Consider the following 21499-nt stretch of genomic DNA (forward strand, 5'->3'; position numbering starts at 1 on the left):
GTCAAGCGCGGCGGGGAAAGGCATGAGGCGTGAACGCGCGGGTGACGCCATCCGATCCCGCCTCGCCGGCTTCTCCGCCCTCGCCGCGCACCGGCCTCGGCACGCCGAACAGGAAGCCCTGCGCCGCCTTGACGTCGAGATCGAGCAGCTCCGGCGTGGTGCGCTCCTCCTCCACATGGGTCGCGATCAGGTCGACGCCGTCTCGGGCGAGCAGGTTGGGCAGGTCGGCGGGGTGCACCGGCAGGTTCCGCGCCGTGTCGGGGTCGAGCAGCGTCGCCGCCGGAACCTTCACGAAGCGCACGCCGCGGGCGGCGAGATCGCGGCCGTCGAGCCGCAGGTTCGCGACCTGGTCGATGGAGAACCGCACGCCCTTCGCGGCCAGCGCGTCGCGGTTCTCGCGCTCGAGCGCGCCGAGGCCGTCGAAGGCGGACTGGGTGAGCTCCAGCACGAGCAACCGCGCGAGCTCCGGCGAGCCGTCGATATAGGTCGCGACGTCGCGCGCGACCCGATCGTCGGCGAGGGTCTCGGAGGCGATGTTGACGAAGATGCGGACGCCCCGCCCGCGGGCGTTGAGGCGGTGCGCGACCCGAGCGGCGCGCTCGATCGCACGGCGGTCGATCTCGACCAGCCTTCCTTCCGCGGCCGCGGAAGGAAGGAACTCCTCGGGCAGCACCAGCCCGTCCGGCTCCCGCAGCCGGGAGAAGCCCTCATAGTGCAGGATCCGGCGGTTCGGCAGCGCCACCACGGGCTGGAGGTAGAAGTCGACGCGGTCGTCCCGCAGCGCCAGCTCGACGCGCGCCGCGAGGCCGCGGTCGGCCGCGCCGGCGTAGCCCTGGGTCTCGTCCTCGGCTTCCGCGGGGTCGAACGGATCCGGCGCCTGCGGCTTCGAGGGCGAGGCCACGGCCTCCGTGCGGCGCGCCCGGCGCGGGGGCGCGGGCGGCGGCGGCGGGATCAGCGGACGGGCCTCGGCGACCGGCGCCGCAGCCGCCGCCGCCGGCTCGGAGGCCCGGGCCGGCTGCGCGGGGAGCGCCTCGGCCGGCGTCGCGAGGGTCGCGACCGGCGCCGGCCGCGGGGCCTTCAGCCGCAGCAGCGCCGCGTCGTGCTTTGCGACCTCCTTGGCGACCGAGGTCACCAGACCGCCCAGCGCCGCGATCTCCTCCACCAGCGGCCGGCTCGCGGCCTTGGCGCGGTCGGAGACCGCCGCGTCGAGGGTCGAGAGCCGCACGTCGAGGGTCTCGATCCGGCTCTGCAGCTCGGTCACCAGGCGGTCGAGGTCGTCGACGCGTTCGAGCTCCGCCCCCGGCGCCCGCGCGAAGGCCATGTGGAGCACGGCCATCCCGGCCAGCGCGGCGAGCCCGACGAGCATGCCCTCGGCGAGGCCGAAACCGAGGCCGAAGCTCGCCATGATGGCGACGCAGGCCGCCGTCACCGTCATGGCGACGGCGACGAAGACATCGGCGGGCTTGAACATTGGCGTCATCCGGGCAAAAGGCCTTGGCGACCATCGCAGATTCGCGATTCCGCAGCCAACCCGTCGTCGTCCGGGCCGCGGTTCCCCACATGATGTGGCGAAGACGGCCGACGACGTCGGTCGAACGCCCGGAGAGGAGAGACCCATGATCGTTCTGGATGTGTCCGGCATGACCTGCGACGGCTGCTCGAAGTCGGTCCAGTCCGCGCTCTCCGCGCGCGATCCCGACGCGGTCGTGGTCGTCAACCGCATGGCCGGCCGGGTCTCGGCCGACACCACCCTCAGCGCGGAGGAGGCGATCGCCGCGATCGAGGCCGCCGGCTACGACGCGCAGCTCGCCGTCACCGGCTGAAACGCGGCTCTCGCTCACCTTTCGTTTACCCTGTTTCGCCAAGGTGACGCATCGGCGCGCCGCTTCGTGCGCGCTCCAGCGGATCGAGGTTTGCAGGGCATGGCATGGCTGAGCCACGCTTAAGCGACTGGAGCGGCGGCCGCCCTCAGGCCAGGCCCGAGGTGCTGCTCGTCGACGATGACGCGGCCTCGCTGCGGGTCGCCACCGTCGCGGTCGCCACCGCCGGCGGCGAGGTGACCGCCGCGATCGGCGCGCGGGATCTGCCCGCCGCCCCCGGACGCCGCGCCCCGGCCTACGCCATCGTCGACCTCCCGAACCGCGACGCGCTCGACGTCGTCGACGCCCTGGTGGCGAGCGGCGTCACCGTGATCGCGACCAGCGGCGCGGGCTCCGTCAGCCTCGCCGTCGAGGCCATGCGCCGCGGCGCGGTCGACTTCGTCCTCAAGCCCTACACGCCGGACGGCTTCGCCCGCAGGCTCGCCCTGCGCTTCGCCGAGCGCAAGGAGCCGCAGCCGGCGGCCCCGCAGGCCGCCCACGGCTTCGTAGGTCAATCGCCCGCCATGCGGGAGATCTACGGCCAGATCGATCGCATCGCGCCCTCCCGTGCGCCGGTGTTCATCCTCGGCGAGAGCGGCGTCGGCAAGGAGCTCTGCGCCGAAGCGGTCCACGCCCGCTCCGGCCGCGCGGAAAAGCCCTTCGTGGCGCTGAACTGCGGCGCGATTCCGCGCGAGCTGATGGAATCCGAGGTCTTCGGCCACGTCCGCGGGGCCTTCACCGGCGCGAGCGAGGACCGGATCGGCGCGGCCGAGGCCGCCAGCGGCGGCACGCTGTTCCTCGACGAGATCGGCGAGATGGAGATGGCGCTGCAGGCCAAGCTCCTGCGCGTGCTGCAGACGGGCGAGTTCCGCCGCGTCGGCGAGGCCCGGGCGCGCCGGGCGGACATCCGCATCGTCTGCGCCACCCACCGCGACCCGCACGCCGAAATCGCGGCCGGCCGCTTCCGGCAGGATCTGTTCTACCGTCTGCACGTGCTACCGATCCGCCTGCCTCCCTTGCGCGAGCGCGGCGACGACGTCGCGCTTCTCGCGGAGACCTTCCTCGCGCGCTTCGCCGCGGAAGAGGGCCGCCGCTTCACGGGATTCGTTCCCGAGGCGCTCGACCTCATCCGCGCCTATCCCTGGCCCGGCAACGTCCGCGAGCTGCAGAACGTCGTCCGCCGCGCCGTGGTGCTGGACGACGGCGACATGGTGACGCCCGACATGCTGCCGGCCGAGGTGCGGGCGGCGACGCCGCTGCGCGCGGCGGCCTCCGCCGGCCCGCTGGCCGACGGGCCGATCGAGCCGTTCCACATCACAGAGCGCCGGATCATCGAGCGCGCGATCGACGTCTGCGGCGGCAACCTCGCCAAGGCGGCGGCCGCTCTCGAGCTCAGCCCCTCCACGATCTACCGCAAGCGCGAGCGCTGGGCCGCCGGGGGCTGCTCGCCGGTCTGAACCCGCGGGATCGCTCCGGCGCCGCGCCGAAAGCGCCCGTCCGCGCCCCAGCCTCGCGCCGGGCCCGGCTTGACGCGCGATCCGGGATGGGGCCAGCGTCGCCGGCGTTCACCCGGATCCCCCCTGATGCCCGACACATTCGATCTCGCCGTCGTCGGCGGCGGCGTTCTCGGCCTCGCCCACGCGCTCGCGGCCGCCCGCAGCGGCCGGCGGGTCGTCGTCGTCGACCGCGAGGGCCGCGCCAACGGCGCCTCCGTGCGCATGCCGGGCATCGTCGGCGTCACCGGCCAGCCCGCGGGCGGCGCGTGGCGGCGGGCGAAACGCTCCCGCGACGTCTGGGCCGACGTCGCGGCGCAGGCGAGCGTCCGCATCGAGCACGAGGGCCTCGCCATCGTCGCGCGGCGTCCGGAGGCCGCCTCCGCGCTCGAGGCCTTCATGGCGACCGAGATGGGCGAGGACTGCACGCTCTACGCCGCCGAAGACGGCCACGCGCTATTCCCGCAGTTCAAGGGCGCGATGTCGGCGGTGTTCTGGAGCCCGCACGAGCTGCGCGTGGAGGCGAAAAGCGCGATGCCGAAGATCGCCGCGTGGCTGGCGGAGGCCCACGACGTCGCGTTCCGCTGGGAGACCGCGGTGACCGCGGTCGAGGGAACGCGGCTCACGACCTCGCGCGGGGCGATCGAAGCCGAGGCGATCGTGGTGTGCCCCGGCGACGACTTCCGGTCGCTGTTCGGCGAGACGCTCGCGAGGGCCGGCCTCGTTCGCGCCAAGAGTCATATGCTGCGAGTGCGTCCGGAGGAGGGTTTCGAACTCCCCGGCGCCGTCGCGACCGACCTAAGCCTCATCCGCCTCCCCGGCTTCGCCGAGCTGCCGGAGGCCTCCGCCCTACGCGCGCGGCTCGAGGCCGAGCAGCCCGAGCACCTGGCCCATGGCGTCGCCCTGATCGCGACCCAGTCGGCGGACGACACGCTGGTGCTTGGCGCGAGCCGGCAGGTGGACGCGACGCCCGACCCGTTCCAGACGCAGGCGATCGACGAGCTGATCCTCGAGGAGTTCGCGGCCGTGTTCGGCAAGCGTCCGAAGGCGGTGCTGTCGCGCTGGACCGGCACCTACGCCTTCAATCCCGAACGCCCTGTGGTGGTCGAGGCGCCCGCGCCGAACGTGCGCGTCGTGGTCGCGGCCTCCGGGGCGGGGGCGACCGGCGCTTTCGCGATTGGCGAGGAGACGATCGCCGACCTATTCGGCAAGGGCTGACCGTTCGTTTGGAAAAGAAGGTTTGGACTGTACGTGGCGCGTGCTTCGACAGCCCGTCTTCTCAATCTCAAACAGACACTGAGGGCTCCGGGCGGAACGGACGCGCCGGCCGGCTCCGTTGCCGTTCCCAGCCGGCTGCGCTAGGGAGCGGGTCCGTTTCGAGACCTTCGCCTTGCCTGGACACGCCCGATGAACGCCCGCCGCACCGATCTGACCCAGGCGCGCACGCCGCGCGGCTTCGCCGACCGCGGCGCGGCCGAGCTCGCCGCGACCCGCGCCATGGCGGAGCGCATCCGCGCGACCTATGAGCTCTGGGGCTTCGAGGAGGTCGAGACGCCGTTCTTCGAGTACACCGACGCGCTGGGTAAGTTCCTGCCGGACCAGGACCGCCCCAACGCCGGCGTGTTCTCGCTGCAGGACGACGACCAGCAGTGGATGTCGTTGCGCTACGACCTGACGGCGCCGCTCGCCCGCCACGTGGCGGAGAACTTCCAGAAGCTCGCGAAGCCCTACCGCAGCTATCGCTTCGGCCCCGTGTTCCGCAACGAGAAGCCGGGCCCGGGCCGCTTCCGCCAGTTCCTGCAGTTCGACGCCGACATCGTGGGCGCGCCGTCGGTCTCGGCCGACGCCGAGATGTGCATGATGATGGCCGACGCGATCGAAGCTGTCGGCGTCAAGCGCGGCGACTACGTGATCAAGGTCAACAACCGCAAGATTCTGGACGGCGTGATGGAAGCGATCGGCCTCGGCGGCGAGGAGAACGCCGGGCGAAGGCTGACGGTGCTGCGTGCGATCGACAAGCTGGACCGGCTGGGCCCGAACGGCGTGCGCGCGCTGCTCGGCGCCGGCCGCAAGGACGAGAGCGGCGACTTCACCAAGGGCGCGGGGCTGGATGAGGCCGGGGCCGCGCGGGTGCTGTCGATCCTCGAGGCCAAGCGCTCGACCAACGCCGAAACCGCGGAAGCGCTCGCGGCCGAGTTCGCCGCCACGCCTGTGGGCGCCGAAGGCGCGAGCGAGCTGAAGGAGATCGCCGATCTTCTCGCCGCCGCCGGCTACGACGGCCGCGTGTCGGTCGACCCCTCGGTCGTCCGCGGCCTCGAATACTACACAGGTCCGGTCTACGAAGCCGAGCTGACCTTCCAGATCGCCGGCGACGACGGCAAGCCGATCCAGTTCGGCTCGGTCGGCGGCGGCGGGCGCTACGACGGGCTGGTGGGCCGCTTCATGGCGGAGAACACGCCGGCGACCGGCTTCTCCATCGGCGTCTCCCGCCTGCAGGCGGCGCTCCGCGCGCTGGAGGGCGAGACCGCGGAGGCCTCGGCCGGCCCCGTCGTCGTGCTGGCGTTCGACCGCGACCGCATCGGCGACTCGATGGCGCTCGCGGCGCGGCTGCGGGCCGCGGGGATCAAGTCCGAGGTCTACCTCGGCGGCTCCGGCATGAAGGCGCAGATGAAGTACGCCGACCGCCGCAAGAGCCCCTGCGTGGTCATGCAGGGCTCGGACGAACGCGAGAAAGGCGAGGTCACGCTGAAGGACCTCGTCGAGGGCGCCAAGGCCGCCGCCGCAATCTCCGACCGCGCGGAGTGGACCGAAAGCCGCCCGGCGCAGGTGACCGTGCCCGAGGCGCGGCTGGTGGAGGAAGTCCAGGCGATCCTCGCCCGGCACCGCTGAGCGGCGGAAGGGTTGCATCCGCTCACGAAAGGAACGAGCGCCCCAGCTTTCCGAAGGCTCGTTTCCCCCCTTGCGGGGAGGGGGTAAGGGTGGGGGTCGTTCCAGAGAGAGCTGTCAGGGCGACGGGACGCTCGCGAGGCCGCGGGCCTCAGACGTGGGGCGCTTTTCTGCGCCACCCCCCACCCCTAACCCCTCCCCGCAAGGGGGAGGGGGACCAAGAGCGTCGCTTGGCCCCTTACGCCGTCCCCTTCGCGAGCGCCGCGGCCACGTCCTCGGGGGTCGCTTGCGCCATCGGCATCATGAGCTTCACGGCTTCGGTCTTGGCGCCGGCGCGCATGATGAGGATGACGGTCTCGGCGCCGCCGCAGGCGGGATCCCCGCAGGCGATCTCGCTGACCGTCACCGCGTCGTCCTCGCCGAGGCCCAGCGCCTCGCGGGCGTAGGCGGCCACGCGGCGGGAGGCGTCGGCGCGGGCGGGATCCTCGGCGCGGGAGCGGAAGAACAGGGCCATGGCCGCGTTCTACGCCAGGAGGCCCTCCCGCGGCCAGAGCCGAAACGCGAGGGGCGGCCTTGCCGGACGCCCCTCGCCCTGCTCAGTCCCGCAGGGGAACCGACGGCTCGCGCAGGGCGTCCGAGACGCGTCGGTCCTCGCGCATCTCGAACCACATCGCGTTGAGGATCGCGAAGGCGCAGGCGAGGCCGAGCCCGAGGATCCAGGAGAAGTACCACATGGCGGTTCGTCCTCAGTAGGCGTTGGGATTGCGGTCGATCGAGGCGGGCGTGACCGTCCCCCGCATGACCCGGAACACCCAGGCGGTGTAGCCGAGGATCAGCGGAAGGAAGATCGCGGTCGCGAGCAGCATGACGAACAGCGTGAGCTGGCTCGACGACGCGTCCCACACCGTCAGGCTCTGCGACGGATCGAGGTTCGAGGGCATCAGGAAGGGAAACAGCGAGAGCCCCGCGGTCGCGATGATCCCCGCTACGCCCAGGCTCGTGCCGGCGAGCGTGGTCCAGCCGCGGCGCGCAGCGAAGCCGAGGAGCGCCAGCAGCAGTCCGGCCGCCGCGATCACGGGCGCCGCGATCATCCACGGATGCGCCGCGAAGTTCCCGAGCCAGGCCCCCGCGTGCAGCTCCACCGTCTTGCCGAGCGGGTTCGACGGGCCCGCCGGATCGACGACGCTGGCGTAGACGTAGCCGTCCATCAGCGCGATCCAGCCGCCGCCGATCGCGAACAGGACGAGCGCCGCCGCCGCCGCCGCCGCGCCGAACAGCCTGGCGCGCTCGACCACAGCGCCCTGGCAGCGCAGCGTGATCATCGCGGCGCCATGGGCGGCGAGCATGGTGAGGCTGACGAGGCCGGCGAGCAGCGCGAAGGGGCGCAGCAGGCCCACGAACTTGAGGAAGAACCCGCCTTCGTAGATCGGCCGGAGCGTCGGGTCGAAGCCGTGGGGCACGCCGAGGAACAGGTTGCCGACGGCGACGCCGAAGATCAGGGCCGGCACGAAGCCGCCGATGAACAGCGCCCAGTCCCACGCCTCGCGCCAGCGCGGATCATGCACCTTGCCGCGGAACTTGAAGCCGACCGGCCGCAGGATCAGCGCGAGCAGGATCGCGATCATCGCAAGGTAGAAGCCGGAGAAGCTCGCGGCGTAGAGCGGCGGCCAGGCGGCGAAGATCGCGCCGCCGCCGAGGATGAGCCAGACCTGGTTGCCTTCCCAGGTCGGGCCGACGAGGTTGATGAGAATGCGGCGCTCGTCGTCGGTCTTGGCGGCGAAGGGCAGCAGCGCGCCGACGCCGAGGTCGTAGCCGTCCATCAGCGCGAAGCCGATGAGCAGCACGCCGAGCAGCAGCCACCAGATCAGGCGAAGCGTTTCGTAGTCGAGCGGGATCGTGTGCATGGGTCCGTTCTTTCCTTAAGCGGCCGGTCTCAGCGATCCGTCGCCGCCGCGGCGGCGCCCGCGGGCACGTGGGAGGCGCCGGCGAAGCCGTCGATGAGGACGTTGCGCGTAGACGGGCCGCTCCGGATGATCTTGAGCATGAGGAAGACCATGATCACGGCGAGCGTCGTGTAGACGGTGAGGAAGAAGCCGAGGCTGATCACGAGGTCGCCGAGCGTCAGGCCCGAGGCCGCGTAGAAGGTCGGCAGCACGCCTTCGACCACCCAGGGCTGTCGGCCATACTCGGCGACCAGCCAGCCGGCCTCGGCCGCGACCCACGGCAGCGGCAGGCTGAACAGCGCGATCTTGAGCAGGAGAGGGCTCGAGTCGATGCGGTGGCGCGTCGACAGCCAGAAGGCGATCGCGAAGAAGGCGATGAAGTAGAAGCCGAGCGCGACCATGATCCGGAACGACCAGAACAGCGGCGCCACGGGGGGGACGGTGTCGAGCGCCGCCTTGCGGATCTCCTCCGGCGTCGCATTGGCGACGTCGGTCCGGTAGCGCTTCAGCAGCAGCGCGTAGCCGAGGTCATGCCAGTTCTCGGAGAATCGCGCCCGAGCGGCCTGGTCCTTCGGGTCCTTGCGGATCGCGTCGAGGTCCGCCGCCGACGCCATTCCGTTGCGGATGCGCGTCTCGGCGTGCTTCACCAGAGGCAGGATGCCGGGAAGCTCGGTGTCCAGGCTGCGGGTCGTGATGAGCCCCAGAACATAGGGGATCTTCACCTCGAAGCGGTTGCCGTCGGTCCCCGGCAGAGCGAACAGCGTCAGGCCGGCGGGCGCGGGCTCGGTCTCCCACATCGCCTCCATCGCCGCGATCTTCATCTTCTGATGCTCGGTCGCGACATAGCCGCTCTCGTCGCCCAGCACCACAACCGAGAGGCTGGAGGCGAGGCCGAAGCTGGCCGCCACCGCCATCGAGCGCTTGGCGAGGTCGAGATGCAGGCCGCGCAGCAGGAAGTAGGCGCTGATCGCCATGACGAACATCGCGCCGGTGACGTAGCCGGCGCTCACCGTGTGGACGAACTTCGCCTGCGCGACGGGATTGAACAGCACCGCCATGAAGTCGGTGACCTCCATCCGCATCGTGTCCGGATTGAACGTCGCGCCGACCGGGTTCTGCATCCAGCCGTTGGCGATCAGGATCCAGAGCGCCGAGAAGTTCGCCCCGAGCGCCGTCAGCCAGGTGACCACGAGATGCGCCACCTTCGACAGCCGATCCCAGCCGAAGAAGAACAGGCCGATGAAGGTCGCCTCCAGAAAGAAGGCCATCAGCCCTTCGATGGCGAGCGGGGCGCCGAAGATGTCGCCGACGTAGTGGCTGTAGTAGCTCCAGTTCATGCCGAACTGGAACTCCATCACGATGCCGGTCGCGACGCCCATGGCGAAGTTGACGCCGAACAGGGTGCCCCAGAACAGCGTCATGCGCCGCCAGATCTCGCGGCCGGTCATCACGTAGACGCTCTCCATGATGGCCATCAGGAGGGACAGCCCGAGCGTCAGGGGAATAAAGAGGAAGTGGTACATCGCCGTCGCCGCGAACTGGAGTCGCGACAGGTCGACGACCGTGAAGTCGATCATGGGTCCGCCCGCCTATTCTCAAGCCCGGCGCACAGGCCGGATGGGATGGCGGTACCCTCCCGCCGGCCGCGTCGCTTTGATTTGGAACAAGGTGAGACAGGAGCCGGCTCCTTAAGCCCTGGAGCGTGATCCGAAAGACAGCTCCATGACCCACGACGCCTCCGCGACCTCCGCCCGAGCGGCCGCGCGCGCCGCCGCGCGCCAGCTGTCCCGCTTGAGCCGCGGCGCCTTCCTTCCCCTCGCCCTCGCCGCCGGCGCGCCGCTGGCGGGCGGGCTGCTGCTGATCGCGCAGGCGATCCTGCTCGCGCGCACGCTCGAACAGGCGATCGTCGCCGGCGCGCCGTTCGCCGCGCTCGCGCCGGCCGCGCTCGCCGTCGCCGGCCTCATCCTCGCCCGCGCGGCGCTCGGCCTTCTCGGCGAATGCGCCGCCGCGGCCGCGGCCGAGACCGTGAAGCGCCGGCTGCGGGACGCGCTGACGCGCCGGCTGCTCGCTGGCGACGCCGTCGGCGCGGCGGAGCGCAGGTCCGGCGCGCTCGCGAGCGCGCTGGTGGACCAGGTCGAGGCGCTCGACGGCTTCGTCGCCCGCTTCCTGCCGGCCGCCGTGCAGGCGGCGCTGCTGCCGCTCGCCTTCGCCGCGGCCGTCTTCGCCTACGACGTGACGGTGGGCCTGCTGTTCCTCGTCACGGCGCCGCTGATACCCGTGTTCATGGCGCTCGTGGGCTGGGGCGCGAAAGCCGCGAGCGACGCGCAGGCGACCGCGCTCGCCCGTCTCTCCGGCCGCTTCGCCGACCGGCTGCGCGGGCTGACGACGCTGCGCCTGTTCGGGCGGCTGGAGGCCGAAGCGATCGCGCTGGAGACGGCCACCGACGAGCTGCGCGTCCGAACCCTGCGGGTGCTGCGCATCGCGTTCCTGTCGTCGGCGGTGCTGGAGTTCTTCGCGGCCCTGGGCGTCGCGGGCGTCGCGCTTTACGTGGGCCTCTCCTACCTCGGCCTCGTCGATCTCCGCGCCGCCCCGCTGACGCTGGGCGGCGGCCTCGCCTGTCTTCTGCTGGCGCCCGAGGTCTACCAGCCGCTCCGTCTGCTGGCCGCCCACCACCACGACCGCGCCGCGGCCATCGCCGCCGTGCAGGAGATCGAGCGCCAGTTCGGCGCGCTCGCGACGATGGAGCCCGCGCCGCCGCTCGCCGCCCCGGTGGTCGTCCGCCGGGACGACGCCCCCTGGGCGATCGAGGCGAGCGGCCTGACGCTGCGCACGCCCGACGGCGTCACGCTCCTCGACCGCGCCGACCTGCACGTCCCCGCCGGCGCAAGCATCACGCTCGTCGGTCCCAGCGGAATCGGCAAGTCCACGCTGCTGGACGCGCTCGCACGGCTGCGTCCCGCCGAGGGGACGATCCGGCTGGGAAGCCGGGCGCTGGCGGAGATCCCGGAGGCGCGGCTCCGCGCCGAGCTCGGCTATGTCGGCCAGCGCTCCCGCCTGTTCCACGGCACGATCGCCGACAACATCCGCCTTGGGGATCCGCTGGCGAGCGACGACGCCGTGCGGCGCGCAGCGGACTGCGCCGCCGCGCTCGCCTTCGTGGAGCGGCTGCCGGAGGGGTTCGGGACCCTTGTCGGCGAAGGCGGCCTCGGCCTCTCCGGCGGCGAGGCGCAGCGGATCGCCCTCGCCCGGCTCTATCTGCGCGATCCCGCCGCGATCCTGCTCGACGAACCCACCGCCCATCTCGACGCCGCGACCGAACGGCTCGTGCTGGAGCGGCTTCTCAGCTTCGCACGCGGCCGCACGCTGCTCGTCGCCACCCACTCCGCCGTCGTCGCCGACGCGATGGACGGCGCGCTGCGCATCGAAGGCGGTCGTCTCGCGCCGTGCGGTCCGCGCCAGCCTCGCGCCAGCATCGTCAAGGACGCCGCCGCATGATCGCCCTGCTCTCGTTCCGCCGCCTGTTCGCGGCCCACAGCGGCCGCTTCGTCGCGGCGCTCGCGTTGTCGCTCGCGACGCTCGTCGCCGGCGTCGCGCTGCTCGGGCTGTCGGGGTGGTTCCTGACCGCCGCGTTCCTGACGAGCGCCGCCGCGAGCTTCAACCTGTTCGGCCCCTCGGCGGCGGTGCGCGGGCTGTCGATGCTGCGCATCGCCTCCCGCTACGGCGAGAAGTTCGTGGGGCACGACGCGACGCTGAAGGTCCTGGCCGACATCCGCGGCTGGACCTTTCGCGCGCTTGGACGCGGCGGGCTGGACCTCGGCCGCTCGCTTCGCCGCGGCGACGCGGTCGCGCGGCTCACCGCCGACGTCGACGCGCTGGACAGCGTCTTCATCGTGGCGGCCGGACCGCTCCTAACCGGCGCTCTTATCGGGATGATGCTGACGGCGCTGCTGGGCGTCCTGCTGCCGGGCGCAGCCCCGGTCTATGGGCTCGCCATGGCCGCCGCGCTCGTCGGCGCGCCCCTGCTGCTGATCCTGGGCACGCGTCGGCTCGGCGCGGACGCCGTGCGGCTGTCGGCGGACCTGCGGATCGCGACCCTCGACACGCTCGAAGGCCACGCCGACCTCGTCGCCTTCGGCGCGACGGAGACGGCGCGGGCTCGTTCCGCCGCGATCGCCGACGCGCTGGCGCGCGTGCGCCGGCGGCTGGCGGCGCGGGCGGGGCTGGCCGCCGCCGCGGTCGCGATCTGCGCGGGCGTCGGCGCGCTCGGCGTGCTGCTCGCAGGCGTCGACGCGCACGCTGCAGGAGAGCTGGGCGGTCCGCTCGTGGTCGGCCTCGTGCTGGCGGCGCTCGGCGGTTTCGAGGCGACGGCCGTCGTCGTCCGCGCGATCGGCAAGTTCGGCGCGGCCGCGGCGGCGGCGGAACGGCTGAAGGCGATCGACGACGCCGTCGCGCCGGTGGCGGAAGCGCTCCGTCCGCTGCCGCTGCCGCGCGGCGGCGGCTTCGCCTTCGACCACGTGACCTACGGCTATGATCCCGACCGTCCCGTCCTGCGCGACCTCTCCCTTGCAGTTTCGGCCGGCGAACGGGTTGCGGTCGCAGGGCCGAGCGGCGCGGGAAAATCCACGCTCGCCTCCCTGCTGCTGCGTCTGGCCGATCCTCAGGCGGGCCGCATCAGCGTCGCCGGCCGCGACCTCCGCGACGTGGCCGCCGGCGATCTCCGCCGGCGCGTGGCGCTGCTCGAACAGCAGGCGCCGGTCTTCGGCGGCTCCGTGCGCGAGAATTTGCGGATCGGCGACCCCTTCGCGGACGACGTCGCGCTGTGGGCCGCGCTGCGCAAGGCGAGGCTGGACGACGTGATCGCCGCGCTGCCCGGCGGCCTCGAGGCCGAGCTCGGCGAAGCGGGCGCGAAGCTGTCGGCTGGCCAGGCGCGCCGCCTTTGCCTCGCCCGCACGCTGCTGTCTCCGGCGGAGATCCTCGTGCTGGACGAGCCGACCAGCGGCCTCGACCGCGCGACCGAACTCGCCTTCCTCCGGGACCTTGGCCCGGCGACGGAGGGGCGCACCGTGCTGCTGATCACCCACGCCGCGCTGCCCGAAGGCGTCGCCGACCGGACGCTGCGGCTCGTCGACGGCCGGGCGATCGAAGCCGGGGCCTGACGCGCCGGACAAGCGCCCCCCACATACAAAAAGCCCCGGCCTTGCGGCCGGGGCGTCCGTCAATCGCTCCGGGGATGGAAGCGCTTTAAACTCAGGCGTCGAGCCGGCGCAGGGCGGCCTTGTCGCGCAGGACGATCGATCGGCGATGGGCGGGAAGTTCGATCACCCCGCGGCGCTCCAGTTCGGTCAGCGTGCGCGAGACGGTCTCGATCGTGAGGCCGAGATGGTCGGCGATGTCGATGCGGGCCATCGGCAGGTCGACCGCGCCGGGATGCGGCAGCCGACGGGAGAGGCCCAGCAGGAACGTCGCGACTTTTTCCAGCGCGCATTTCCGCCCGAGCAGCAGCATGTGGTCCTGCGCGCGCTCCAGCGCGTTCAGCATGGCGGACACCACCTGCCGGGCGAGATCGCTGTCGCCTGCGGCGAGCGCGTCGAGCCCGTAGGCGCGGTAGGCGACGACCGTCGCCTCTCCAAGCGCCTCCGCGGTGAAGCGGTGCTCCTCGCCGGCCTCGACGCCGAAGATTTCGCCAGGGAGATGGAAGGCGTCGATCTGGCGGCGACCATCGCTGAGCAGCTTGTAGGTGCGCACCGCGCCGGTGACGACCTTATAGAAGCGGGTCGCCGGCTCGCCTTCCGCGAAGATCTCCTCGTCCTTGGCGAAGGCCCGGACCGGAGCGGCGGCGCGATGAGCCTGAAGCTCGCCGATATGGGCGAGCGCGACGGCCGGCGCGATGGGCTGGGCTGGAGCGTGAGAAGCGAGCATCGGAACCTCCGTCGGCGTGGACCTGACGGGGACCAGGGGTAGGCCCGACCTGACGTTTCGAAAATTCAGATGCTCCCCTAAGGGGAAGCCCTTAGGGAGCGGACAGCGCGCCACGGATGCCGGCGACGAGGGCGTCGTCGTGCACAGGCTTTTCGAGCACGAGGCTGAATCCGGCGGCGTGCGCGCGGGCTCGAAGGCCGTCGCTCGCCTTCGCCGTGATCATGATCGCCGGAAGGCGCACGTGGCGCAGGCGCAGGCGCGTCATCAGCTCGACGCCCTCCATGCCCGGCATGAACTGATCGACGACGAGACAGCCGGTCGCCGGCAGGTTGCGCTCGTCGTCGAGCAGCGCCGGGCCGTCGACGTAGAGCCGGACGTCGAGGCCCTCGAGCTCGAGCGCAAAGCGCAGCGAGCGGCGAACCGCGTCGTCGTCGTCGACGACGAGCACTGGGCCTCGGGAGGCGGGCATGGGAGCGTCCTGTCTGAGCCGGAGCTTCAGCCCTACGCCCCAACGCCCACGCGCTCCTTGATCTTCCTCAACGGGCGACCCGCTCCACCGCAAGCGACAGACGCACAAGCTCCGACAGGCTCCCGGCCTGCATCTTCGTCATCACGTGGGCGCGGTAGATCTCGACGGTGCGGGCGCTGATGCCGAGGTCGTAGGCGATCACCTTGTTCGCCTTGCCGGCGACGAGGCCCTCCAGCACCTGCGCCTCCCGTTCGGTCAGGCTGTCCAGGCGTTCGCGGATCGCGGCCGTCCGGGCGTCGGTCTCGCTTGCGGCGGCGCGGCGCGCGAGCGCCCCGCGCACGGCGGCGAGCAGGAGATGGTCGTTGAACGGCTTTTCGATGAAGTCGACCGCGCCTTCCTTCATGGCCTCGACCGCGAGCGGCACGTCGGCGTGGCCGGTCATGACGATGACGGGACACCGGAGACCACGCGCCTTCAGCCGGCGTAAAAGCTCGATGCCGTCGAGGCCCGGCATGCGCACGTCGGTCAGCACGCAGCCCGGCTGGATGGCGTCGAGCCCGTCGAGGAAGGCCGAGGCGGACTCGTGCAGGCGGACCGGCAACCCGTCGGAGGCGAACAGGAAGGCGAGCGACTTCCGCACCGCGAGGTCGTCGTCCACGACGTGCACGACCGCGTCACTGGGCATCCGTAAGCTCCTTCTCGTCCACGGCCCGGAGCGTGAAGGCGAAACGCACGCCCTCCCCCGGCATGCTCTCCGCCCAGATCCGGCCCCCGTGCGCCTCGACGATCGTGCGGCAGATCGACAGGCCGACGCCCATCCCCTGGGCCTTCGTCGTCTGAAAGGGCTGGAACAGGTGGTCCGCGATCTCCGGCGCGAGGCCGGGACCGGTGTCGATCACCTCGACCGTCACGAGACCCGCTTCCCCGCCGGCGCGCGTCGCGACCGTCAGCTCCCGCCGCGACGCGTTCTCCATCGCCTCGATCGCGTTGCGCACCAGGTTGAGCAGCACCTGCTGGACCTGGATGCGGTCGGCCAGCACCAGCGTCGCCCGCGGGTCGAAGTCGAACGCGACGCGGACGCCCCGCTCCTTGACGCCGACGAGCGCGAGCGCGCTCGCCTCCTCGATCAGCCGCGGCAGGCTCTCCACCTGTCGCTCGCTGTCGCCCCGCCGCACGAAGTCGCGGAGACGGCGGATGACGAGCCCCGCGCGCATCGCCTGCTCCGCGGCCTGGCCCACCGCGTCGCGCAAGAGGTCGACCTGCTCGCCCTCCATCCGCTCCAGGATCCGGCGCGAGCCGGTGAGGTAGTTGGCGATGGCGGTGAGCGGCTGGTTGATCTCGTGGGCGAGGGTCGAGGCCATCTCGCCGAGCGCGGTGAAGCGGGACATGTGGATGAGCTCCGCCTGCAGCTCCTGAAGGCGCGTCTCGGTCTCCTGCCGCTCGGTGAGGTCGCGGATGAAGCCGGTGAAGTAGCGTGCGCCGGCGGAGCGCATCTCGCCGACCGAGAGCTCCATCGGAAAGGTCGAGCCGTCCTTGCGCCGGCCGACGACGACCCGGCCGACGCCGATGATGCGGCGCTCGCCGGTGGTGAGGTAGCGGGCCATGTAGCCGTCGTGCTGGCCGCGGTAGGGCTCCGGCATCAGCATGCTGATGTTGCGTCCCACGACCTCCTCCGGCGCGTAGCCGAACTGGCGCTCCGCCGTCGTGCTGAAGGACTGGATCGCCGCCTGCTCGTCGATCACGATCATCGCGTCGGGCACGGTCTCCAGGATCGACCGCAGATGCGCCTCTCGGGCGCGCAGGGCGTTGTCGGAGGCGAACCGTTCGCCGAGATCGCGGATGGCGACCGCGAAGACCTGCGCGTCGCCCTCGCCCGCCGCCGCCGCGATCGCGACGAGCGCCGGAAACGAGCCGCCGCCGGCCCGGAGCAGATCGCAGCGCGCTTCCGCCGAGCCCGCCGTTTGCGCGCGTGCGAAGAGGGCCGCTCCCGCTGTCGCGTCGGCGTGCAGCGTCGCGAGGGCGCGCCCCTGCGCGTCCCGAGCGCCGAGGCCGAAGATGCGCTCGGCCGCCGGCGGCCAGTGGATCACGCGGCCCGCGGCGTCGGCGAGGACCAGGGCGAGGTCTGTCATCGGCTGGGCGATCGGGTCTTCGGGCGGGGCGAAGGTCATCGGGCGATCCTACAGCGGCTTCGCGGCGTGGGGCCACCGCCGGCGGCGCCCGCTTTGCGCAGGATCAAGGCGGCGGCGTTCGCGCGGCGGGAGGATCGAGCGTCACCAGACGTGGAGATCGACGATGACGCCTCTGACGGACGCCGCGCCGGGCTACGCAAGCCTCGCGGTCCATTTCGACCTCACGCTTGCGGCCCGCGACCGCGGCCGCCTCGCAGTCGACCTCGCCGACCGCTTCGGCGCCCACATCATCGGCCTCGCGTCCGAGCAGATGCTGCTGCCGATCTACGGCGACCTTGGCGGCCCCCACGTGGCGGCCACCATCGCCGAGGACGAGCAGGGTCGAGTCGAGGAGGAACTGGCCGGCGCCTACGCCGCGTTCAAGGACGTGATCGGCGCGCGCAACAACGTCGAGTGGCGGCAGGCGCTCGAGGAGCCGAGCCGGCACGTCATCGCCAACGCCCGCGCCGCCGACCTGCTCGTGCTCGGGCGCCGCTCCAGCAAGGACGCGGTCGACGTCGCCCTCGGCGTCGCTCCCGGCGCGGTCACGCTCGAATGCGGGCGGCCGGTGCTGATCACGCCGCCGGGCGTCGACCGCCTGTCCGCCCGCGCGATCGTCATCGCCTGGAAGGACACCCGTGAGGCGCGCCGGGCGGTGCGCGACGCCCTGCCGCTGCTGCTGCGCGCCGAGGAGGTGGTGGTCGTCACGTCCTGCGGGTCGTTCCGGGACGAGAGCGCCGAGGACGTCGCGGCCTTCCTCGCCCGTCACGGCGTCAACAGCCGCCCGGAGGTACGCGCGGGCGAGATCTCGTCGATCGCCGACGAGATCCTCGACGCGGCGGACGAGATCGGCTCGGACCTCATCGTCGCCGGCGCCTATGGCCACAGCCGCACGCGCGAATGGATGTTCGGCGGCGTGACGCGCTCCCTGCTCGAGACCTCGCCGGTTCCGCTGCTCCTGTCGCACTGACGCGACGCATCCCCCCGCGCCGGGCCTTTGATCTCGCTCAAAGCCCGCGCCCGCGCCGTCTGCAGGATGGGCCCATGCTCCCGCTCCGCCTCACCGACCTCGCCGACCGCCAGGTCCCCCGCTACACGTCGTACCCGACGGCGCCGCACTTCCACGATGGCGTCGGGGCGGAGAATTACGGTCGCTGGCTGGGCGCGCTGCGGGAGGCGGAGGCTCCGGTCTCGCTCTACGTCCACGTCCCCTACTGCCGGTCGATCTGCCATTACTGCGCCTGCACCACCAAGGCGACGCGGCGCGACGAGCCGGTGGTGGCCTACGTCGGGCGGCTGAAGCGCGAGATCGCCCTCGTGGCCGAGCGGACCGGGCGGTTGAGAGTCTCCCACATCCACTGGGGCGGCGGCACGCCCAACCTGCTGCCGCCGGACCTGTTCGACGCCCTCGTCGCGGACCTCTGCGACCGCTTCGACGTCGACCCTTACGCCGAGCACGCGATCGAGCTCGATCCGCGGCATGTGACCCGCGAGGGCGCGCGGCGGCTCGCCGCCTCCGGCGTGACGCGGACGAGCCTCGGCGTGCAGGATTTCGCGCCCGAGGTGCAGTCCGCGATCGGCCGCATCCAGCCGCATAGGGTCGTGGCCGCCGCGGCGGACGCCGTCCGCGCCGCCGGGATCGAGGGCCTGAACTTCGACCTCATCTACGGCCTGCCGCGCCAGACGCTGCGCTCGGCCCGGGAGACCGCGCAGCGCGCCGTCGCCCTTGCCCCCGACCGCATCGCGCTGTTCGGCTACGCGCATGTGCCCTGGTTCCGGGCGAACCAGCGGCTCATCGACGCCCGAGATCTTCCCGACGTCGGACTTCGGCTCGAGCTCGCCGCGACCGCCCGCGAGGCGATCGAGGCGGCCGGCTACGTGCCCGTCGGGATCGACCACTTCGCCCGGTCGGACGACAGCCTTGCGACCGCGGCCGCGTGGGGGACGCTCCGCCGCAATTTCCAAGGCTACACGACCGATCGGGCGGAGACCCTCATCGGCCTTGGGCCCTCCTCCGTCGGGCGCCTGCCGGCGGGCTACGTCCAGAACGCCGCCGACGTCGGCGCTTGGGCCCGCGCGATCGACGACGGCCGGCTCGCGGTCGTCAAAGGACGCGCGCTCACTCCGGACGACCGGCTGCGCGGAGCGGTGATCGAGCGGCTGCTCTGCGGCTTCGAGGCCGAGCTCGGCGCGATCGCGATGGCCCACGGCGCCTCGCCCGCCGCGCTCCTGCCCGCGCTGGAGCGCCTCGAACCGCTGATCGCCCAGGACTTCGTGCGCCTCGACGGATCCCGTCTCAGCATCGTGCGCGACGCGCCGGCGCTGGCGCGCATCGTGGCGAGCGCCTTCGACGCCTACCTCGGCGCGGGGGCGCGACATTCGCTGGCCGCGTGACGCGGAAGCCGCTTTCTAAAGCCGGCTCGGCGTTTGACGCAGGTCAACGAAGAGCGCCCCGGAAAAGTCTAAATCTCAAAGCGCTCCCAGGCACTTGCTTCGCACTTTGAGGATTCGGACCCATGAAATTCCTGCTTGCGCCGGCGCTCGCGCTCGCCGCCCTCGCACCCGCCGTCGCCCGCGCGGCGGACGCCCCCCTCGACCAACCCGCCTTCGAGAGCGCCGCTCCGTTCGACTGGAGCCGCTTCATGGTGAGAGGCCGGGTGATCGGCGTCGTGCCGCACAAGTCGAAGGCGAACCTCAGCATCCCCGGCAGCGCCCACGTCTCGTCCGACGTGATGCCGGAGATCGATTTCACCTATTTCTTCACGCCGAACCTCGCGGTCGAGGTCATCTGCTGCGCCTCGAAGCACAGCATCAAGGGCCGCGGCGCGCTGAAGGGCCTGAACGTCGGCGACACCTGGGTGATCCCGGCGACGGTGACGGCGCAGTACCACTTCACCAATCTCGGCAAGTTCAAGCCCTACGTCGGCGTCGGCGTGAACTACTCCATCTACTTCGGCGAGGACGGCGCAGGCCCGACCGTGCGCAAGCTCAACCTCAAGAATTCGGTCGGCGTCGCGGCCCAGGTCGGCTTCGACTACATGATCGACGAGCACTGGGGCGTAAACGTCGACGTGAAGAAGATTTACATGGAGCCCAAGATCTCGCTCGCCGCCGGCGGCGCGGACGTCCGCGGGCGCGCCAAGATCAACCCCTGGGTGATCGGCACGGGCGTCACCTACCGCTTCTGAGCCTTCGGCCGCGGCTCTCAGGCCGGCGGCGCGAAGGTCGACAGCAGGCCCGCATAGGGCTTGGAGCGCGGCGTCGCATAGGCGCCGCGCTTGCTTGTCCTGAGGCCGAGCGCGACGAGAGCCTCGGCCTGCTTCACCGCGGCGGCCACGCCGTCGACCACGGGCGCGCCGAAGCGCTCCGACAGGGCGGCGGCGAGATCGGCCATTCCGGCGCAGCCGAGCACGATCGCGTCCGCGCCGAGGCCGAGCGCGCGGTCAATCTCCGCCTCCAGCTTCACGCGGGCGTCCGATCCTTCGTCCTCGAGCGCCAGCACCTCCACGTCGCAGGCGGAGACCCGCACGCGGGCGGCGTAGCCGTAGCGGGTGACGATCTCCTCCAGAGGCACGACCGAGCGCTCCAGCGTGGTGACGACCGCGATGCGCTTCGCGATCTGGCCGGCGGTGACGAGGGCCGCCTCGCAGATGCCGACGACGGGGATCGCGGCCGCCGCCCGCGCCGCGTCGAGCCCGGTGTCGTCGAAGCAGGCGATGATCGCGGCGTCCGCGCCCGCGCCTTCGCCCTCCCGGATCGCCGCGATCAGGCCGGGAACCGCGAAGGCCTCGTCGTAGTAGCCCTCGATCGAGGCCGGCCCCATGGCGGAGGTGGCGGCGACGATCTCCGTGCCCCCCGCCGCAGCCGCGCGGGCCGCGGCGGCAGCTTTGGCCGTCATCGAGGCGGTGGTGTTGGGATTGACGACGAGCAGCTTCATAGGGGCTTCAAGGTCTTGCGCCGCCGCGCCATGGCCGTCACGGCGACAAGCGCGGCCGCGATCGCGGTGAAGGAGACCAGGGTGGTGACGGCCCCCAGCGCGTAGAGCACCGGCGTCGTGACGTTGGTGGTCATGCCGTAGATCTCGAGCGGAAGGGTGTTGAAGCTGCCGGCGGTCATCAGGGTGCGGGCGAACTCGTCGTAGGACAGCGTGAAGCCGAAGAGGCCGACGCCCACGAGGCTCGGCGCGATGATCGGCAAGACCACATGGACGAAGGTCTGCCAGTTCGAGGCGCCGAGGTCGCGCGCGGCCTCCTCGTACGCCGGCGAGAACCGGTTGAACACCGCGAACATGATCAGCACGCCGAAGGGCAAGGTCCAGGTGAGATGGGCGCCGAAGGCCGAGGTCCACCACGTCGGCTGCACGCCCGCCACCTGGAACATGAGGCCGATGCCGAGGCTGACGAGGATCGACGGCACGACTAGGCTCGCGACCGTCAGATAGAACAGCGCGGTCGAGCCGAGGAAGCGGCGGCGGAAGGCGAGCCCGGCGCACAACGACACCGCGACGGTCGTCAGCGTGGTCATCACGCCAAGAGCCAGTGAGCGCGCGAAGGAGCCGCCGAAGTCGCCCACCGCCTGCTGCTCGAACAGGTTTTCGAACCAGCGCGTGGAGACGCCGTTCATCGGAAAGGTCAGGCCGCCGGCAGGCCCCTGGAACGACAGGATCAGGATGGTCGACAACGGCCCGTAGAGGAACAGCACGAACAGCGCGAAGAACGCCGCCAGCGCGTAGAACTCCAGACCGCGCTTTTCGGACGCCATC

Annotated in this window: 20 protein-coding genes; 9 read left to right on the forward strand and 11 right to left on the reverse strand. The window is 71.9% G+C overall.

Features of this window, described 5'->3' with window-relative positions; all coding sequences use genetic code 11:
* Window position 1: 1 nt before the first annotated feature.
* Window positions 2-1471 (reverse strand): EAL domain-containing protein, encoded by a 1470-nt coding sequence (locus K244_RS22710; protein WP_020186431.1) that lies wholly within the window; start codon window positions 1469-1471, stop codon window positions 2-4.
* Between the two features lie 145 nt (window positions 1472-1616).
* On the opposite strand from K244_RS22710, the gene K244_RS0111570 reads away from it, so the two are divergent.
* The 4 genes from K244_RS0111570 to hisS all read left to right on the forward strand — a co-directional run bounded on the left by K244_RS0111570 (window position 1617) and on the right by hisS (window position 6241).
* Window positions 1617-1823 carry a cation transporter gene (locus K244_RS0111570; protein WP_020186432.1) on the forward strand — a complete coding sequence of 69 codons (207 nt, stop codon included), beginning with the start codon at window positions 1617-1619 and terminating at the stop codon, window positions 1821-1823.
* 104 nt (window positions 1824-1927) lie between these two features.
* Window positions 1928-3316, forward strand: coding sequence for a sigma-54 dependent transcriptional regulator (locus K244_RS0111575; RefSeq protein WP_051460022.1), 1389 nt, complete (start codon window positions 1928-1930; stop codon window positions 3314-3316).
* A 126-nt stretch (window positions 3317-3442) separates the two neighbouring features.
* Complete coding sequence (locus K244_RS0111580; RefSeq protein ID WP_020186434.1) at window positions 3443-4570, forward strand: TIGR03364 family FAD-dependent oxidoreductase; 1128 nt, start codon at window positions 3443-3445, stop codon at window positions 4568-4570.
* A 189-nt stretch (window positions 4571-4759) separates the two neighbouring features.
* The gene (gene hisS / locus K244_RS0111585; RefSeq protein ID WP_020186435.1) at window positions 4760-6241 is read left to right on the forward strand and encodes a histidine--tRNA ligase; all 1482 of its coding nucleotides are present in this window, start codon (window positions 4760-4762) and stop codon (window positions 6239-6241) included.
* 235 nt (window positions 6242-6476) lie between these two features.
* Here hisS and K244_RS0111590 read toward each other — a convergent pair whose 3' ends face one another.
* The 4 genes from K244_RS0111590 to K244_RS0111605 form a co-directional block, all read right to left on the reverse strand.
* Window positions 6477-6752 (reverse strand): hypothetical protein, encoded by a 276-nt coding sequence (locus K244_RS0111590; protein WP_020186436.1) that lies wholly within the window; start codon window positions 6750-6752, stop codon window positions 6477-6479.
* Window positions 6753-6834: 82 nt separating this feature from the next.
* Window positions 6835-6972, reverse strand: a complete 138-nt coding sequence (cydX, locus tag K244_RS23145; protein ID WP_020186437.1) for a cytochrome bd-I oxidase subunit CydX — start codon at window positions 6970-6972, stop codon at window positions 6835-6837.
* 12 nt (window positions 6973-6984) lie between these two features.
* A complete protein-coding gene (gene cydB / locus K244_RS0111600; protein WP_020186438.1) occupies window positions 6985-8142 on the reverse strand; it encodes a cytochrome d ubiquinol oxidase subunit II in 1158 nt (385 codons plus the stop codon).
* A 29-nt stretch (window positions 8143-8171) separates the two neighbouring features.
* Complete coding sequence (locus K244_RS0111605; protein ID WP_020186439.1) at window positions 8172-9758, reverse strand: cytochrome ubiquinol oxidase subunit I; 1587 nt, start codon at window positions 9756-9758, stop codon at window positions 8172-8174.
* A 145-nt stretch (window positions 9759-9903) separates the two neighbouring features.
* Here K244_RS0111605 and cydD point away from each other — a divergent pair, with 145 nt between their 5' ends.
* Both cydD and cydC read left to right on the forward strand, forming a co-directional pair.
* Window positions 9904-11676, forward strand: a complete 1773-nt coding sequence (cydD, locus tag K244_RS0111610) for a thiol reductant ABC exporter subunit CydD (protein ID WP_020186440.1) — start codon at window positions 9904-9906, stop codon at window positions 11674-11676.
* Window positions 11673-13337 (forward strand): thiol reductant ABC exporter subunit CydC, encoded by a 1665-nt coding sequence (gene cydC / locus K244_RS0111615; protein ID WP_020186441.1) that lies wholly within the window; start codon window positions 11673-11675, stop codon window positions 13335-13337. The genes cydD and cydC overlap by 4 nt, the downstream gene beginning before the upstream one ends.
* A gap of 91 nt (window positions 13338-13428) precedes the next feature.
* On the opposite strand, the gene K244_RS0111620 is transcribed toward cydC, so the two are convergent.
* From K244_RS0111620 to K244_RS0111635, 4 genes are all read right to left on the reverse strand, one after another.
* Window positions 13429-14100, reverse strand: a complete 672-nt coding sequence (locus tag K244_RS0111620) for a helix-turn-helix domain-containing protein (protein WP_020186442.1) — start codon at window positions 14098-14100, stop codon at window positions 13429-13431.
* A 91-nt stretch (window positions 14101-14191) separates the two neighbouring features.
* Window positions 14192-14569 carry a response regulator gene (locus K244_RS0111625; protein ID WP_024816463.1) on the reverse strand — a complete coding sequence of 126 codons (378 nt, stop codon included), beginning with the start codon at window positions 14567-14569 and terminating at the stop codon, window positions 14192-14194.
* Between the two features lie 67 nt (window positions 14570-14636).
* A complete protein-coding gene (gene fixJ, locus K244_RS0111630) occupies window positions 14637-15254 on the reverse strand; it encodes a response regulator FixJ (RefSeq protein WP_020186444.1) in 618 nt (205 codons plus the stop codon).
* On the reverse strand, window positions 15244-16737 hold the full coding sequence (locus tag K244_RS0111635) for a PAS domain-containing sensor histidine kinase (protein ID WP_020186445.1): 1494 nt from the start codon (window positions 16735-16737) through the stop codon (window positions 15244-15246). The genes fixJ and K244_RS0111635 overlap by 11 nt, the downstream gene beginning before the upstream one ends.
* 124 nt (window positions 16738-16861) lie before the next feature.
* Between K244_RS0111635 and K244_RS0111640 the strand changes: the two genes are divergently transcribed.
* The 3 genes from K244_RS0111640 (at window position 16862) to K244_RS0111650 (ending at window position 19925) form a co-directional block, all read left to right on the forward strand.
* Window positions 16862-17707, forward strand: a complete 846-nt coding sequence (locus K244_RS0111640; RefSeq protein ID WP_020186446.1) for a universal stress protein — start codon at window positions 16862-16864, stop codon at window positions 17705-17707.
* Between the two features lie 74 nt (window positions 17708-17781).
* Entirely contained in the window at window positions 17782-19131 is a 1350-nt protein-coding gene (gene hemN, locus K244_RS0111645) for an oxygen-independent coproporphyrinogen III oxidase (protein WP_020186447.1), read from the forward strand.
* Between the two features lie 122 nt (window positions 19132-19253).
* On the forward strand, window positions 19254-19925 hold the full coding sequence (locus K244_RS0111650) for an OmpW family protein (protein WP_020186448.1): 672 nt from the start codon (window positions 19254-19256) through the stop codon (window positions 19923-19925).
* Between the two features lie 17 nt (window positions 19926-19942).
* Here the strand turns inward: K244_RS0111650 and K244_RS0111655 are convergent, their stop codons facing one another.
* The gene (locus tag K244_RS0111655; RefSeq protein WP_020186449.1) at window positions 19943-20674 is read right to left on the reverse strand and encodes an aspartate/glutamate racemase family protein; all 732 of its coding nucleotides are present in this window, start codon (window positions 20672-20674) and stop codon (window positions 19943-19945) included.
* Window positions 20671-21498 (reverse strand): ABC transporter permease, encoded by an 828-nt coding sequence (locus tag K244_RS0111660; protein WP_020186450.1) that lies wholly within the window; start codon window positions 21496-21498, stop codon window positions 20671-20673. The genes K244_RS0111655 and K244_RS0111660 overlap by 4 nt, the downstream gene beginning before the upstream one ends.
* Window position 21499 lies beyond the last annotated feature (1 nt).

This window comes from Methylopila sp. 73B (genome assembly GCF_000526315.1).
GTDB lineage: Bacteria > Pseudomonadota > Alphaproteobacteria > Rhizobiales > Methylopilaceae > Methylopila.